The sequence below is a fragment of the Lysinibacillus sp. NPDC056232 genome (assembly GCF_042267565.1).
In the GTDB taxonomy this organism is placed as follows: Bacteria; Bacillota; Bacilli; order Bacillales_A; family Planococcaceae; genus Lysinibacillus.
Window position 1 is genome coordinate 95,500 of record NZ_JBHJTF010000006.1, and the last position, 15,268, is coordinate 110,767.

Here is a 15,268-nt window from a genome sequence, read left to right on the forward strand (position 1 = left end):
ATTCAGAAATACCCGCGGAAGGAGCGTGAATACCTGTGCTTCGCTCACAAATACCGCGGCATTTTATAGGTAAGCTTGTAACTCATTCGCTAAAAATGGCTTGGCATTTAGCAACTTTAAAAAGGTATCATAGTTAGCACGCTGTTCAGAGCTCGGCTTTTTACCAGTATGATAGGCTCTTATTAAAATGTTTTTCGGTGTATTTTCCATATCTATAAATTCCAGCAATTGTGCCTCATAGCCAACGAGTGATAAAATTTCCGCTCGGATTGAATCCGTTGCGAGCGCTGCAAAACGCTCGCGTACGAGACCGTGCTGAAGCATGATATCAAGAGTTGGTGTATTAAGCTGGCGATTTAGCTCATGCTGGCAACAAGGGACACTTAAAATAACGCTTGCTCCCCATTTCACAGCGCGGGCCAATGCCATATCAGTGGCAACATCACAAGCATGTAGTGTTACCACCATGTCCACAGCAGACTCATCATTATAATCATTAATATCTCCTACTAGAAATTCGAGTTGTTCATAGCCTAAATCCTGTGCGATTTGTGAGCATTCTTCAATGACTTCCTTCTTTAAATCCAAACCAGTGACACGAATGTCTAAGCCTTTTTCGATTTTTAAATAATGGTATAAGGCGAATGTTAAATAGGATTTACCTGAACCGAAATCTAAAATACGAACCTGACGATCCTTTGGTAAATATGTTAATGCATCATCAATAAATTCGATGAAGCGGTTGATTTGTTTAAACTTATCGTATTTTTGTTTTTTTATTTTTCCGTCTTCCGTTTGCACCCCGAGACGAATTAAAAACGGGTACGGCTTATCCTCTTCCAGTAAATAATTTTTCTTGCGATTATGCGCTAAATTGACTTGCTTTGGCGTTGAGGACTTATCAGATTTCCATAGTACTTTGTTCTTTTTTGATAGCTGCACTTGTATTTTTTCATCAATAAAATCAACATGTGCTTGACGGTAATCGTTAAAAAATGCTTCTAGCTTCTCAGAGAAATCTTCTAATAGAACATTTTCATGTTTTAAAATACGTTCAAATTGATATTCAACTTGTATATGGTAAGTATCCTTCAGTAATAAAGGTTTTAGCTTTATACGTTTTACTTCGTTTGATTTCATACGTGGTTGACTGATTGTGGCAGTAACGAGTTGCTGTTGTAATATCCGCTCTATAAGATGAGCTTTCATTTCTTCAAATGTCATATATTTCGCCTACTTTATCGTGTTATAGATGGCACTAGTTTAACACACTTTATGAAATGCGATGCTAGTATAAATTTCAGAATTCACTTTTTGAATATTTATAGGTTATTTTGTATATTTGTGGTATTTTGATTATAGAGAATTATTAATAAATAGACTAAAGGGGAAATAGGGGGAAATATATGTCTGAAAACACATATCAATTACTTGCAATTATTATTTATATGATCGCCATGCTAGGAATCGGCTGGTATGCATTTATTAAAACATCGAATTTAACGGATTACATGCTCGGGGGGCGTTCGCTAGGACCTGCTGTTACAGCGCTAAGTGCAGGTGCAGCAGATATGTCAGGTTGGCTGTTAATGGGTTTACCGGGTGCGATCTATTTATTTGGACTTGCTAAGGCTTGGATTGCCATTGGTTTAACAATTGGCGCCTATTTGAATTGGCTATTGGTAGCGCCGAGACTGCGTGTATATACACAAGTTGCCAATGACTCAATTACTATTCCAAGTTATTTAGATAATCGTTTACGTGACAATACAAAGCTAATAAGAATTGCATCAGGTATAATTATTTTAATCTTTTTTACATTTTATGTTTCTTCAGGAATGGTAGCGGGGGGTAAATTTTTTGATAGTTCATTTGGCTATGAATACCATACTGGCTTATTAATTGTATCTGCTGTTGTTGTGGCGTACACATTATTTGGAGGATTTTTAGCAGTTAGTTATACAGACTTTTTACAGGGACTTATTATGTTTGTAGCACTTATTACTGTACCGTTATTTGGATTGTCTTTAACAGGTGGACTCGGAGACACACTAGCATCCATTAAAGCCGTAAATCCTGAACATCTGAACTTATTATCTTCACATGCAACAACAGCACTAATTATTTCATCACTTGCATGGGGACTAGGTTATTTTGGACAACCACATATTATCGTACGCTTTATGGCCATTAGCTCAGTAAAAGAAACTAAGCAAGCTCGCCGTATCGGTATTGGCTGGATGATGTTAAGTTTATTCGGAGCAATTGCCACAGCATTAGTAGGTGTGGCTTATTTTGAACAAAATGCTGGTGAGTTAAAGGATGCTGAGACAGTATTTATTGTACTTGGCCAAATCTTATTCCATCCATTTATTGCAGGTATAATGCTAGCTGCCATATTAGCTGCAGTTATGAGTACAATTTCATCACAATTAATTGTTACTTCGTCAGCGCTTGTTGAAGACATTTACAAAGCATTATTTAATAAAACAGCAGATGATAAGCATTATGTCTTTATTGGCCGTGTCGCTGTTTTAGTTGTAGCTATTGTCGCAGGGATTTTAGCATGGAATCCAGATAGTTCTATTTTAGACTTAGTGGGCTTTGCTTGGGCTGGCTTTGGTGCAGCGTTCGGTCCTGTAATATTGCTGTCACTGTATTGGAGGAAATTAACGAATTACGGAGCGCTCAGTGGAATGGTAGCTGGTGCTGCAACCGCCATTATTTGGGGGAAAATAAAGGTCTTATCTGATACATTATATGAGATTGTTCCAGGCTTCTTAGTTTGCTTAATCGTTGCGGTTATTGTCAGTATTTTGACATATAAACCGAATAAAGATATTGAAGACGAATTCAATCGCACTGAAGTATTGTTAAAAGAAGAACGTAAGTAAATAAATGAAGTGCGCCTTTTGCAGAGAAGGCGCCTTTTTTACGATATACATGTTACTAAAGATAAGAGTTAACTATTAAACGTCACGAATTAGGACATTATATGGTAAGATGAAGAAAATTTGTCGTAGTAGCATCAAAGGCATTGGTGGGAGGTTTGTGGATGGATAGAATTAAAGAAGTAGATATATTGTTGGAAAAAGCTATTTTAGTTGGCGTAAATTTACGGAATGATGAGCATTTTGATTATTCAATGGAGGAGCTAAAAAATTTAGCTGAAGCTTTAAATGTTGAAGTTGCCGGCATTGTCACACAAAATTTAGAGCGCGTTACGCCATCTCATTATGTTGGAACAGGGAAAATTGAAGAAATAAAAAACTTTTATGATGAAGTACAAGCAAATTTAGTGATTTTTAATGATGAATTATCACCTTCACAAATCCGTAATTTAGAGCGCGATTTAGAGACGAAGGTTATTGATAGAACGATGTTGATTTTAGATATTTTTGGACGTCGTGCTAAAACAAGTGAAGCACAGATGCAAGTTGAGTTAGCACAATTGCAATATATGCTACCTCGTTTGGTTGGCTTGCATGCTTCTCTCAGTCGTCAAGGTGGCGGCACAGGGGGGGGCTTTAAAAACCGTGGTGCCGGTGAGACAAAGCTCGAGCTAGACCGTCGTAAAATTGAGGATCAGATTGCGAAAATAAAGAAGGACCTAGAGCATGTAAAGGAGCAACGAGAGACGCAGCGTAAACAACGACGTAAAAATGCCGTCCCTGTCGTTTCCATTGTTGGCTATACGAACGCTGGTAAGTCAACTATTATGAATCAGCTACTTTCGAAAATAGGGCAGGAAGATCATAAGCAAGTGTTTGAGAAGGATATGCTCTTTGCCACACTTGAAACATCTGTCCGTCAAATAGAATTACCTGATAAAAAGACATTTTTATTAACAGATACAGTTGGTTTTGTTAGCAAATTACCGCATCATCTAGTCAAGGCATTCCGCTCAACTCTAGAAGAGGCTCGTGATGCCGACTTATTACTCCATGTTGTGGATGTTTCCAATTCTGAGCACGGCTTTATGATGGAAGTAACAAATGAAACGCTTAAAGCAGTTGGCGTTGAAGGGATTCCGACGATTTATGTGTATAATAAAGCGGATATAGCAAACGTTCCTTATCCTGTTATTAGTGGTGATAATATTTGGATTTCAGCGAAGCAAGGGATTGGATTAGAAGAATTACTGCAAATGATACGTCAGCATATTTTCTCTGATTATGTAACATGTAAAATGCTCATTCCGTACGAACAAGGGAATATCGTTTCTTATTTAAATGAAAATGCCTCTGTCTATGAAACAGCGTATGAAGAAAATGGTACGCTGCTAACAATAGAGGTAAAAGAAGCGGATTACGCAAAATTCCAACAATATGTAATTAAATAATGAATAACATCATTGTTTTAAAAGCATGCTAGAAGCACTTCGTGTTTCTAGCGTGCTTTTTTGTAATCGAAAAAGCGAATTTGTATCGCTGTGAATGAAATTATAGATAATACTAGCTTTTTTGTTTAAAAAGTAAAAAATCTGACTATAAAATATTTTAGAATAATTTCAAGGCGGTTTATAATTTAGTAGATATTTAAGAATCAGAAAACTTAAGAATATCAACGGGTTTCGTACAATTCTATGGAAATCATTCTGAATTTAAAGAAAAGGTGTAAAATTCCAACATTTTTTAAAACTCTTGAAAAAGTTTTTAAAACGCTTTAGTATGGTGAAATAAAGTTTTTATCTTTACTATTGGGTAATAATATTATTATTGAATAATGAAATCGGGAGAGGATATTTTTATGTCTACTAAAGATGAAATTGTAAAATCCGTCCCTCAAAATGGCTTTGTCGGACACCCTAAAGGGCTCTTTACATTATTTTTCACTGAATTTTGGGAACGATTCTCATACTACGGTATGCGAGCAATTCTGATTTTCTTTATGTATTATGAATTGCATGAAGGCGGCTTAGGCCTAGATCGTGGACTAGCGAACTCAATTATGGCTATCTACGGATCATTGGTTTACATGTCAGGGATTATCGGTGGTTGGATTGCTGACCGAATACTAGGTACACGTAGGACTATTTTCTATGGTGGCGTGTTCATTATGATTGGACATTTCCTGCTAGCGTTACCTGGTGGCGCAAGCATGTTATTTGTTTCAATGTTCTTTATTGTCATTGGGACAGGCTTATTAAAACCGAACGTTTCAAGCATTGTCGGAGATATGTATGCTGATACAGATAGTCGTCGTGATGCAGGTTTTTCAATTTTCTATATGAGTATTAACATGGGATCATTCCTTGCACCATTAATTGTCGGAACAATTGGACAACAGTATAGTTTCCACCTAGGCTTTGGTGTAGCAGGGGTAGGGATGTTAATTGGTTTAATAATTTTTAAATTAACAGGAAAAAAATATTTAGGGTTAGCAGGATTACAGGTAAACAACCCGTTACTGCCTGAAGAACGGAAAAAAGTCTTTACACGATTTGGGATTTTAGCGCTACTTATTATTATTGCTGGGGCAATTGGTATCAAAACTGGCGTACTAACAGTGAATGTTTTTGGTTTAATTATTACGGCGCTAGGTATTGTAATTCCAACGGTGTACTTTATTTATATGTATCGCAGTGAGAAAACAACGAAGGACGAGAAGTCTCGCGTGCTCGCTTATATTCCTTTGTTTTTATCGGCTGTAATGTTTTGGGCAATCCAAGAACAAGGGGCGACTATTTTAGCAACGTATGCAGATAGTCGTACACGATTGGATATTGGTGGTTTTCATATTCCATCTTCTTGGTTCCAATCATTAAACCCTTTATTCGTCGTTACAATGGCTCCGTTATTTGCCATGTTATGGATGAAGTGGGGAGATAAGCAACCATCTACACCGCGTAAATTCGCTTATGCATTATTCTTTGCAGGATTGTCATTCTTAGTGATGATGCTTCCAGCGTATTTATCTGGTGGTACAGATTTAGTAAGTCCATGGTGGCTAGTATTATCATTCTTTTTAGTTGTAGTTGGGGAGTTATTATTATCGCCAGTAGGGTTGTCAGTTACTACGAAATTGGCTCCGAAGGCTTTTGCTGCACAAACGATGTCACTTTGGTTCTTAACAAGTGCAGCAGCGCAAGCGATCAACGCACAACTTGTAAAAGTCTATGAAGTGGTAAGTGAATTCACATACTTCGGTTTCTTAGGCTCATTATCAATTGTTTTCGGAATAATAATATTAGTGCTTTCGCCAATTATTTCAAAAGCTATGCGAGGTATTAATTAATCAAAAGATGCAAGTACAGTTATTCAAATAACTGTACTTGCATTTTTTTGTATTAAGAGATATTTTGTTGATACTTTTCACATAACGTGTGGTTGATTTAACAAATGTTATCCCAAACTTTTGAGGATAAGTCTGATCCTTTACTTATTATATGCATATTTTTAGCTCGATGTAGCATTTAGCGGAAATCAGCATCTTTCTAATCAATAAAAATGAATAAGAGGTGGTTATTCAACCAACCTAGTTCTTATGCTTCGATATGAAAATTATCTCCAATCTGAAAGTGAAAAGCTGTAACATGTAGTTAATTTGCTGAATGCGGGACGTTTCTGTGTAGAAAAGTTTTCATTTTCATTTATAATAATCTTAATAGTATGAAAATTTAAGGAGCTGGATGCTATGAAGGAAGCTTTGAGTCGTTTGAGGCCAAGATTAATGGAGATTTTCGCGTATTTGCACGCGAATCCAGAAATAAGCTGGCATGAGGTAGAAACAACAAATTATATTTTCGACTTACTAACACGCGAAGGTTATTCACCAATACGCTTTAAAAACAGCACAGGGCTTTATGTTGACATAGGAAATGGTCATCCTAAAGTCGGTTTACGTACGGACATTGATGCGTTATGGCAGGAAGTAGATGGTGAATTTCGTGCGAATCACTCCTGTGGCCATGACGGACATATGACGATGGCAGTCGGTGCTCTTCTACTTTTGAAAGAGCTTGCTCCATCATTCAACGGTACAATTCGTGTGATTTTCCAACCAGCTGAAGAAAAAGGAACAGGGGCTCTCTCCATTTTAAAAGAAGGAATAATGGACGATTTAGACTTTTTATTTGGTGTCCATGTAAGACCTGTCCATGAGCTTGAAGATGGTACATATTGTGCCGCGTTGCATCATGGAGCCTCTCGATTAATGGAAGGGGAAATCATCGGAGAAGATGCCCACGCTGCAAGACCGCATCTCGGCGTGAATGCCATTGAAGTAGGAGCAACTATAATCGAAGATTTAAGAACGATTCATACAGATCCGATGATTCCTGTATCAATTAAGATGACCAAATTCCATGCAGGAGGAGAATCCGGCAATATTATTCCTGGGAGTGCATCGTTCACCATTGATATACGAGCTCAACAAAATGATGTAATGGATGCACTGGCACAGGGAGTAAAGAGGGTTATTGATTCTTCCAAGATTTTGCATAAAGTGCAGATTGAATTACGTACAGTAGCAAATGTAGTAGCTGCTGAGGTAGATCCAACTGCTCAATATCTTATGGAGCAAGCAATCGTGCAAGCAACAGGGTTGTCGAATTTAAGAAAGCCAGTTCATACACCTGGAGGAGAAGATTTTCATCACTATGCTGTTCAACGCCCTCATTTAAAATCTACGATGTTAGGTTTAGGCTGTGGACTAACACCTGGACTACATCACCCGAAGATGAAATTTAAGCAGGCGCGGCTAGTAACTGGAGTTGAAATCCTTACAAGGGCGGTATTGTTAGCATTGAAGTCAGGGAATACAAAGGAGGGGTCAGCATGATGTTAGAGAGAGTACGTATTCAAAAAATAATGACACCTACAGAGGTTGCAGAGGTACAAATTTTAAACGAAAGTATTTGGGGGAGTCAGGCTATTCCTTCTCATCAATTGTTAGCGGCTGTACAAAATGGTGGATTAGTACTTGGAGCGTATTTAGACGAAAAGCTGATTGGCTTTAACTACTGCTTTGTTGGCTATGGACATGAAAAAATGTATTTACACTCACACATGATTGGTGTGGAGAAAACATATCGTGAACAAGGTGTAGGTGAATTATTAAAGCATGCCCAGCAGGAATATGCAAAAGAACATGGATTCCAGCTTGTGATTTGGCTATTTGATCCACTAGAAGCATGTATGGCTAATTTATCATTTTTGAAGCTCAATTCCTTTAGTTGTCAGTATGAAAATGATTATTATGGTCCGCTCAAGGATGATTTTAACGATGGGCTACCTTCAGATCGAATTGTCGTAGAATGGTGGATTGAACGCGATCGAGTGGAGGATTCCCTGGATGAACTGGAAGAGGGAGCCGAAGAAATTGTACCGTGGTCGTTAACAGTAGATGGCTTACCAGTGCTCGATATGGATGGTGAATTTCAGCGAGAGCAATTATTTTATAAGGACGCTTATTTATTGCCCATTCCTCAATATTTACAAAAGATGAAAGTGGAGAGTCCTAAGCTTGCAGAAGACTGGCGTTATAAAGTTCGTACTATTTTAACGACATTGTTTGAACAAAATTATGCAATCGTTCGAATGAAAAAGCACAAGGAATATGTCCATAGCTATCTATTAGTCAGACGCTCCTTATTAGCTTTATAATAAGGATAAGGAGTGAAATCTTGTGAAACTAGAACAGATTACAGTTAGACATATAAAAATGCCAATGAAATCACCGTTTACAACGAGTTTTGGCACAATTGATGAAAAGGAACTCTTACTTATAGAAGCGATAGATGAATCAGGAACTGTAGGATGGGGAGAAGCTGTTGCCTTTGTAGCGCCTTGGTATACAGAGGAGACAATAAAAACAACATGGCATATGCTTGAAGACTTCTTGATTCCCATCTTGTTACATAAAGAGGTTGGGCATCCAGATGAGGTTAGTGCTTTGTTTTCCTCTATTCGCCGAAATTGCATGGCGAAGTCCTCTATTGAAGGGGCTATATGGGATATTTATGCTCAACAAACGAAACAATCACTTGCTCAAGCGTTAGGTGGAGATAAGGAGCAAATAGAGGTAGGCGTTAGCGTAGGTATTCAATCTTCTACAGAAGCATTAATTGATCTATTAAAAAGCCATGTAAATAAAGGCTATAAACGAGTAAAAGTGAAAATTAAGCCTGGTCATGATGTAGAAGTTATTCGTGCTATACGAGCTGTAATGCCCGATCTGCCATTAATGGTAGATGCTAATTCGGCCTATACATTGAACGATATGGATGTATTGCAGCAACTGGATGCATTTAATCTATTAATGATTGAGCAACCATTAGCTGTAGATGATATTGTCGATCATGCTAAGTTACAGCGAAAGATAAAAACGCCTATTTGTTTAGACGAAAGCATCACGTCCTATGAAGATGCTCGAAAAGCGATAGAGCTAGGTAGTTGTGGTGTTATCAATATTAAAATAGGACGCGTAGGCGGTTTAACAGAAGCAAGAAGAATTCATGATTTATGTAAGGAAAATAAGATTCCCGTTTGGTGTGGCGGCATGTTAGAGGCAGGAATTGGACGAGCGCATAATATTGCATTAACATCGCTCACTAATTTTGTGCTGCCTGGGGATACTGCGGGCTCTAGTCATTATTGGTATGAGGATATCATTACACCTGAAGTAATTGTAGAAGATGGTTATATTCGTGTGCCACAAACGGCCGGAATTGGATATACACCTAATATGAAGGTAATTGATGAGTTAACAATCAGCAAGAAGATCTATCAATAATTGAAGGGATTCTTCATTCGAATAGTAATTGAACAAATTATACGGGCAAATTGATCTTCCATTAGTTGCTTAGTGCCTTATTGAATATAGGATAAACAGGGAGAGAACTGATTGAAAAAAAGTTTGCAAATCGGTGGTGCCTATGTAGGAATTATCGTCGGTGCGGGATTTGCATCAGGGCAGGAAATCGTCCTTTATTTTACGAGCTATGGCTTTCATGGAATATATGGTGCTCTTATTGCCACATTTGGATTTGCTTTAGTAGGAATGTGCATTGCACAAATTAGCTCAAGGTTACGTACGACATCGCACAAGGATTTAATTTATCAAATTTCAGGTAATACTGTTGGTTTTGTGATGGATTTTTTACTGTCCCTTTTCTTATTCGGTGTAGCAGTAATCATGTTTGCAGGAGCAGGTGCTACGTTTCATCAAATGTTTGGACTGCCGGTTTGGCTAGGGAGCATTTGTATGATTGTACTGACTATAGCGACGGTTATGATGAATGTGAAGAGTATTATAAACATTATTGCTATAGCTACACCTTATCTGCTAGCAATTGTCTCAATAATAGCTGTCTATTCATTAGCTACGATGGATTTAACTTTTGTTGAACAAGCTGTTATCGCACAACAAGCACATGTAAGTACTAAAAGCTGGTGGGTTACAGCTTTACTTTATACGTCTTTTAATATCGGTGTGTGTTTTTCGCTTTTAACGGTTATGTGTGGATCTATTCGCAATGAGAAGGTGGCGGGGATGGGAGGTATTATTGGTGGGATTTTACTTGGAGCTTTAATTCTTCTTATTAACCTATCCCTTCTTGCCAAAATGAATGTAATCGTTGGTATAGATATACCGATGCTAGCTTTAGCAAATGAAATCCATCCTCTAATCGGTCTACTGATGTCCATTTCCTTATTAGGGATGATTTATAATACAGCAGTAGGGATGTTCTATTCATTCATGGTAAGATTCGCAAAACCAAATAAGGCTAGTTTTAAGGTAACTGCCGTTTTTATAGGTGGTTTGGGCTTTTTAGCGAGTCTTGCTGGTTTTACGACACTTGTAGCCAAGCTATATGCTGTGATGGGGTATGTCGGTTTTATTTTAATAGTTCTAATTATTTTTGCGTGGCTTAAAGGTGTTCGACGAATAGCATAATTGATAAGGTGATTGGGAGGTAATTAGTGTTTTATTCTCAATTACCTTTTTATTTGTGTCAAAAAGTAGAGGTCTTTAATTTTGAGGAACCATAAAAAACGTAGAAATTCCGTTAAGAATGCTTGTTTTTTAGGATTTTCAAATAAAACGAGAATAATTCTCAGTTGAAGGTTGACTGAGAATGGAAACGCGCTTATAATGAGAATCGTGAGTAATGATAATCGTTTTCAATGAGAGTTACGAGCAAAAATGAATCTACCGGGGATTACAATGAAAAAAAGATATCTTTTAACAGCAACTGTTGTGTTGTCTATAGTTTCACTATTTATTGGAGTAGTTGATATTAAGCCGAGTGATCTATTAGACTTCGAATCAGAAGAAACTAGACTGTTTTTTATTAGTCGTATACCGAGACTTGTAGCAATTTTGTTAGCAGGTGCAGGTATGAGTATTGCTGGTTTAATTATGCAAAGCTTAAGTAGGAATAAGTTCGTGTCACCAACGACAGCAGGTACGTTAGATGCTACAAAGTTGGGGATATTAATTTCGATGATGTTTTTCACAAATGTCTCGTACTTTCAAAAAATTTCCTTCGCTTTCATATTTGCTTTAGCCGGCACATTATTGTTTATGCAAATATTAAATCGAATAAAGTTTAAAGATGCGATCTTTATACCGCTTATTGGCTTAATGTTTGGGAATATCCTTTCTTCCATTACAACGTTCTTTGCGTATAAGGCGGATATTATCCAAAACATTTCTGCATGGTTACAGGGAGATTTCTCATTAATGATGAAAGGTCGTTATGAGCTTTTATACATAAGTGTACCCGTGCTGATTTTAGCTTACATTTATGCGAATCGTTTCACAGTGGCAGGAATGGGTGAGGATTTTGCAAAAAATCTTGGTCTTTCCTATAAATTCGTTGTGAATTTAGGTTTAGTGTTAGTAGCACTTATTTCGACGACGGTGGTGCTAACAGTTGGTGTGATACCGTTCCTTGGTTTAATCATTCCAAATATAGTTTCGCTGTTCAAAGGGGATAACCTTGCTAAGACATTGCCTCATACAGCATTACTAGGTATGTCGTTCTTATTATTCTGCGACATTATAGGGCGTGTAGTGATTTTCCCTTATGAAATTCCGATTAGTATGACTGTCGGGGTCATCGGAAGTGCGATCTTCCTAATTATGTTGTTTAGGGGGAAAGCATATGCGTAACCGTACAAAAATGTTGATTTTACTAGGTCTTGCAGTAATTTCTATCTTACTGTATGTATTTTATGGACTTAATGGTAACTATCATTATGCGTTCCCACGCCGCCTTATTAAAGTGGTAGCGATGTCGTTGACAGGGATTGCGATTGCTTATTCAACTGTAGTCTTCCAAACGATTACACATAACCGTATTTTAACGCCAAGTGTAATGGGACTTGATGCATTATATATGATGGTTCAAACGTTCATCTTTTACTTTTTTGGCTCTATGTCGATATTCGTTATTAATGCAAAATACAATTTCTTACTAGCTGTTTTAGCTATGGTTGTCTTTGCGGTGATTTTTTATCGTGTATTGTTCAAAGAAGGAAAACGTCCGATTTATTTCTTGCTGCTTGTCGGTATGATTGTCGGAACGTTTTTAGGAAGCGTAACTACGTTCTTCCAAGTGTTAATAGACCCGAATGAGTTTTTAAGCTTACAAAGTAAAATGTTTGCAAGCTTCAACAATGTCAATTCAGATTTAGTATGGCTTGCAGGTGTTGTCATAATCATTACCTTTATTTATGGCTGGCGTCACATGAACCAATTAGACGTAATGTCGCTTGGACGTGATACAGCAATTAACCTAGGGGTACCATATGACAAGCTTGTACAGCGAATGCTCATATTATCTTCGGTGTTAATTGCCGTGTCTACAGCTCTTGTTGGGCCTATTACGTTCTTTGGCTTAATCGTGGCAAATTTATCGTATCAATTTTTCAAGACGTACAAGCACTCTGTGATCATTGCAGGTTCTTGTGTCATGAGTATTGTAGCTTTAGTCGGTGGACAGTGGATAGTCGAACGTGTTTTTAATTTCGATACAACACTAAGCGTTATTATAAACTTCGTAGGTGGCGTGTACTTCATCTACTTATTATTGAAGGAAAGTAGGTCAGCAGGATGATCCAAGTAAAAGAAATCTCTAAGTATTTTGGAAAAAAACCGGTCATTCAAGATGTTAGTGTCGACGTTGCACCAGGGAAAATTACGTCTTTTATTGGACCAAATGGTGCAGGTAAATCAACATTGCTTTCAATGGTAAGCCGTTTACTTAATGCAGACACTGGAGAAGTATTACTCGATAAATCAGATGTACGTCGTTGGAAATCGGATGATTTTGCGAAGCGAATATCAATTTTAAAACAGTCCAATTATATGAATGTACGTCTAACAATTCGTGAGCTTGTTTCATTTGGGCGTTTCCCCTATTCGAAAGGAAATTTGAAGCCTGAGGATGAGCTAAAGATAGATGAAGCAATTCAATATATGAATTTAGAGGATCTTCAGCACAATTATTTGGATGAATTATCGGGTGGTCAACGTCAACGTGCATTTATCGCTATGGTTATTGCACAAGACACAGACTATATTTTGCTTGATGAGCCGCTCAATAATTTAGACATGAAGCATTCTGTGCAAATCATGAAAATTTTGCGGAAGCTCGTTGATGAGCTGGGGAAAACAGTTGTCATCGTATTACATGATATTAACTTTGCTTCCGTTTACTCTGATCATATTGTCGCATTAAAAAATGGACGTGTTGTCAAAGACGGTCCAACAAATGACATCATCAACTCTGATGCGCTTAAGGAAATCTATGATATGGATATCCCTGTTCAAGAACAGGACGGCTGTCGCATTTGCGTGTATTTTAACTCTTAAAAAAATAATAGATGGAAATGTCCATCTGAAAAATAAATCTTAAAGGAGCAATTTTACAATGAAGAATTGGAAATTACTTACTGTTTTAATGGCAATGATGCTATTGGTATTAGCTGCTTGCGGCTCAAAGGATGATACTAAAAAAGAGGATACAGATTCTAAAACTGATAGTAAGTCTGCTGAAGAGCAAAAAGGAGAAGCTACTGCTTACCCCCTAACAATCCCAGCTATCAAAGAGGGTAAAGATACTTTTAAAGAAGTAACTCTTGATAAAATGCCTGAAAATATTGTTGTATTCGACTATGGTTTCCTTGATACTTTAGATGCTTTAGGTGTTAAAGTTGCAGGTCTACCGCAAAAATCAGTTCCTAGCTACTTAAGCAAATATACTGATAAAAATTACGTAAATGTTGGTTCTTTAAAAGAGCCTGATTTTGAAGCAATCTCTGCTATGAATCCAGACATTATTTTCATCTCTGGTCGTCAAGCATCTGCTTACGATGAATTATCTAAAATTGCACCAACTGTATTTGTGGGTGTAGACGATCAAAATTTCATGGAATCATTTAAAGAAAAAACAGAATTAGCTGGTAAGATTTTTGGTAAAGAAAAAGAAGCTGCTGATGCATTTGCTGCATACGAATCAAAAGTAGAAGAAGTTAAAGCTAAAACAGCTTCAGCTAAAGAAAAAGCTTTAATCGTTTTAGCAAATGAAGGTTCATTATCTGCATATGGTCCTGGTTCACGTTTCGGTGTCATTCATGATGTATATGGTGTGAAAGCTGCTGATGAAAAAATTGAAGTTTCTACACACGGTTCTAACGCATCATTTGAATATGTACGTGACACAAACCCAGATATTTTATTCGTAGTTGACCGTGATGCTGCTGTAAATCCAGAAGGTGAGTCAGGTACAAAAGCTGCAATTGAAAACGAAATCGTTGGTGCTACAAACGCTGCGAAAAATGGTAAGATTGTTTATTTAGATCCACAAGTTTGGTATTTATCTGGTGGCGGTTTAACTTCTGAAACTCAAAAAGTTGATGACATTTTAAAGGTGTTTAAATAATATGTTTGTACAAATTAAACGTATTGTCGTTACGGAAGGGAATTCGGATAAAGTTGTTGAGCGTTTTGGTGCTAAAAAAGATGGTCCATCATTGCTTGAACAACAGCCAGGCTTTATTGATAAGCAAGTACTTTTGAAAAAAGTACGACGTGGTGATGAGGAAGTGTTAATTGTGGTTCGTTGGGAATCAGAAGAGGCATGGAAAAATTGGGAGAAGAGCCCGGAGCATATTGCTGGTCATAAAGCAAATGCTGGTAAACCGAAGCCTGATCACATCATCGAAAGCGGACAAGAAGTTTATTATGTAAAAGGCTAATAATTTAGAGGTGTCTCAAAGTTCATTTGAGGCACCTTTTTTCTTATGAATATGCATTG

Annotated in this window: 13 protein-coding genes; 12 read left to right on the forward strand and 1 reads right to left on the reverse strand. The window is 37.3% G+C overall.

What is annotated here, in order from left to right; translation table 11 throughout:
• Nucleotides 1-63: 63 nt before the first annotated feature.
• A complete protein-coding gene (locus tag ACFCYJ_RS06855) occupies nt 64-1,224 on the reverse strand; it encodes a class I SAM-dependent methyltransferase (RefSeq protein ID WP_376072440.1) in 1,161 nt (386 codons plus the stop codon).
• 182 nt (nt 1,225-1,406) lie between these two features.
• Here ACFCYJ_RS06855 and putP point away from each other — a divergent pair, with 182 nt between their 5' ends.
• The 12 genes from putP (at nt 1,407) to ACFCYJ_RS06915 (ending at nt 15,209) form a co-directional block, all read left to right on the forward strand.
• The gene (putP, locus tag ACFCYJ_RS06860) at nt 1,407-2,894 is read left to right on the forward strand and encodes a sodium/proline symporter PutP (RefSeq protein WP_376072443.1); all 1,488 of its coding nucleotides are present in this window, start codon (nt 1,407-1,409) and stop codon (nt 2,892-2,894) included.
• Nucleotides 2,895-3,055: 161 nt separating this feature from the next.
• On the forward strand, nt 3,056-4,342 hold the full coding sequence (gene hflX, locus ACFCYJ_RS06865) for a GTPase HflX (protein ID WP_376072446.1): 1,287 nt from the start codon (nt 3,056-3,058) through the stop codon (nt 4,340-4,342).
• 407 nt (nt 4,343-4,749) lie between these two features.
• A complete protein-coding gene (locus ACFCYJ_RS06870; RefSeq protein ID WP_370043789.1) occupies nt 4,750-6,237 on the forward strand; it encodes a peptide MFS transporter in 1,488 nt (495 codons plus the stop codon).
• A gap of 399 nt (nt 6,238-6,636) precedes the next feature.
• Nucleotides 6,637-7,782 carry a M20 peptidase aminoacylase family protein gene (locus ACFCYJ_RS06875; protein WP_376072449.1) on the forward strand — a complete coding sequence of 382 codons (1,146 nt, stop codon included), beginning with the start codon at nt 6,637-6,639 and terminating at the stop codon, nt 7,780-7,782.
• A complete protein-coding gene (locus ACFCYJ_RS06880; protein WP_376072452.1) occupies nt 7,779-8,606 on the forward strand; it encodes a GNAT family N-acetyltransferase in 828 nt (275 codons plus the stop codon). Before ACFCYJ_RS06875 ends, ACFCYJ_RS06880 begins: the two co-directional genes overlap by 4 nt.
• A gap of 22 nt (nt 8,607-8,628) precedes the next feature.
• On the forward strand, nt 8,629-9,735 hold the full coding sequence (gene menC, locus ACFCYJ_RS06885) for an o-succinylbenzoate synthase (RefSeq protein WP_376072455.1): 1,107 nt from the start codon (nt 8,629-8,631) through the stop codon (nt 9,733-9,735).
• Between the two features lie 111 nt (nt 9,736-9,846).
• Complete coding sequence (locus tag ACFCYJ_RS06890) at nt 9,847-10,899, forward strand: YkvI family membrane protein (protein WP_376072458.1); 1,053 nt, start codon at nt 9,847-9,849, stop codon at nt 10,897-10,899.
• A 270-nt stretch (nt 10,900-11,169) separates the two neighbouring features.
• On the forward strand, nt 11,170-12,120 hold the full coding sequence (locus tag ACFCYJ_RS06895; RefSeq protein WP_376072461.1) for an ABC transporter permease: 951 nt from the start codon (nt 11,170-11,172) through the stop codon (nt 12,118-12,120).
• Nucleotides 12,113-13,066: an iron chelate uptake ABC transporter family permease subunit gene (locus ACFCYJ_RS06900; RefSeq protein WP_376072464.1), complete on the forward strand. Its 954-nt coding sequence runs from the start codon at nt 12,113-12,115 to the stop codon at nt 13,064-13,066. The genes ACFCYJ_RS06895 and ACFCYJ_RS06900 overlap by 8 nt, the downstream gene beginning before the upstream one ends.
• Entirely contained in the window at nt 13,063-13,824 is a 762-nt protein-coding gene (locus tag ACFCYJ_RS06905; RefSeq protein WP_376072467.1) for an iron ABC transporter ATP-binding protein, read from the forward strand. Before ACFCYJ_RS06900 ends, ACFCYJ_RS06905 begins: the two co-directional genes overlap by 4 nt.
• A gap of 58 nt (nt 13,825-13,882) precedes the next feature.
• Nucleotides 13,883-14,893, forward strand: coding sequence for a siderophore ABC transporter substrate-binding protein (locus ACFCYJ_RS06910; RefSeq protein WP_376072470.1), 1,011 nt, complete (start codon nt 13,883-13,885; stop codon nt 14,891-14,893).
• Between the two features lies 1 nt (nt 14,894).
• Nucleotides 14,895-15,209 (forward strand): antibiotic biosynthesis monooxygenase family protein, encoded by a 315-nt coding sequence (locus ACFCYJ_RS06915; protein ID WP_376072473.1) that lies wholly within the window; start codon nt 14,895-14,897, stop codon nt 15,207-15,209.
• The last annotated feature ends 59 nt before the right edge of the window (nt 15,210-15,268 follow it).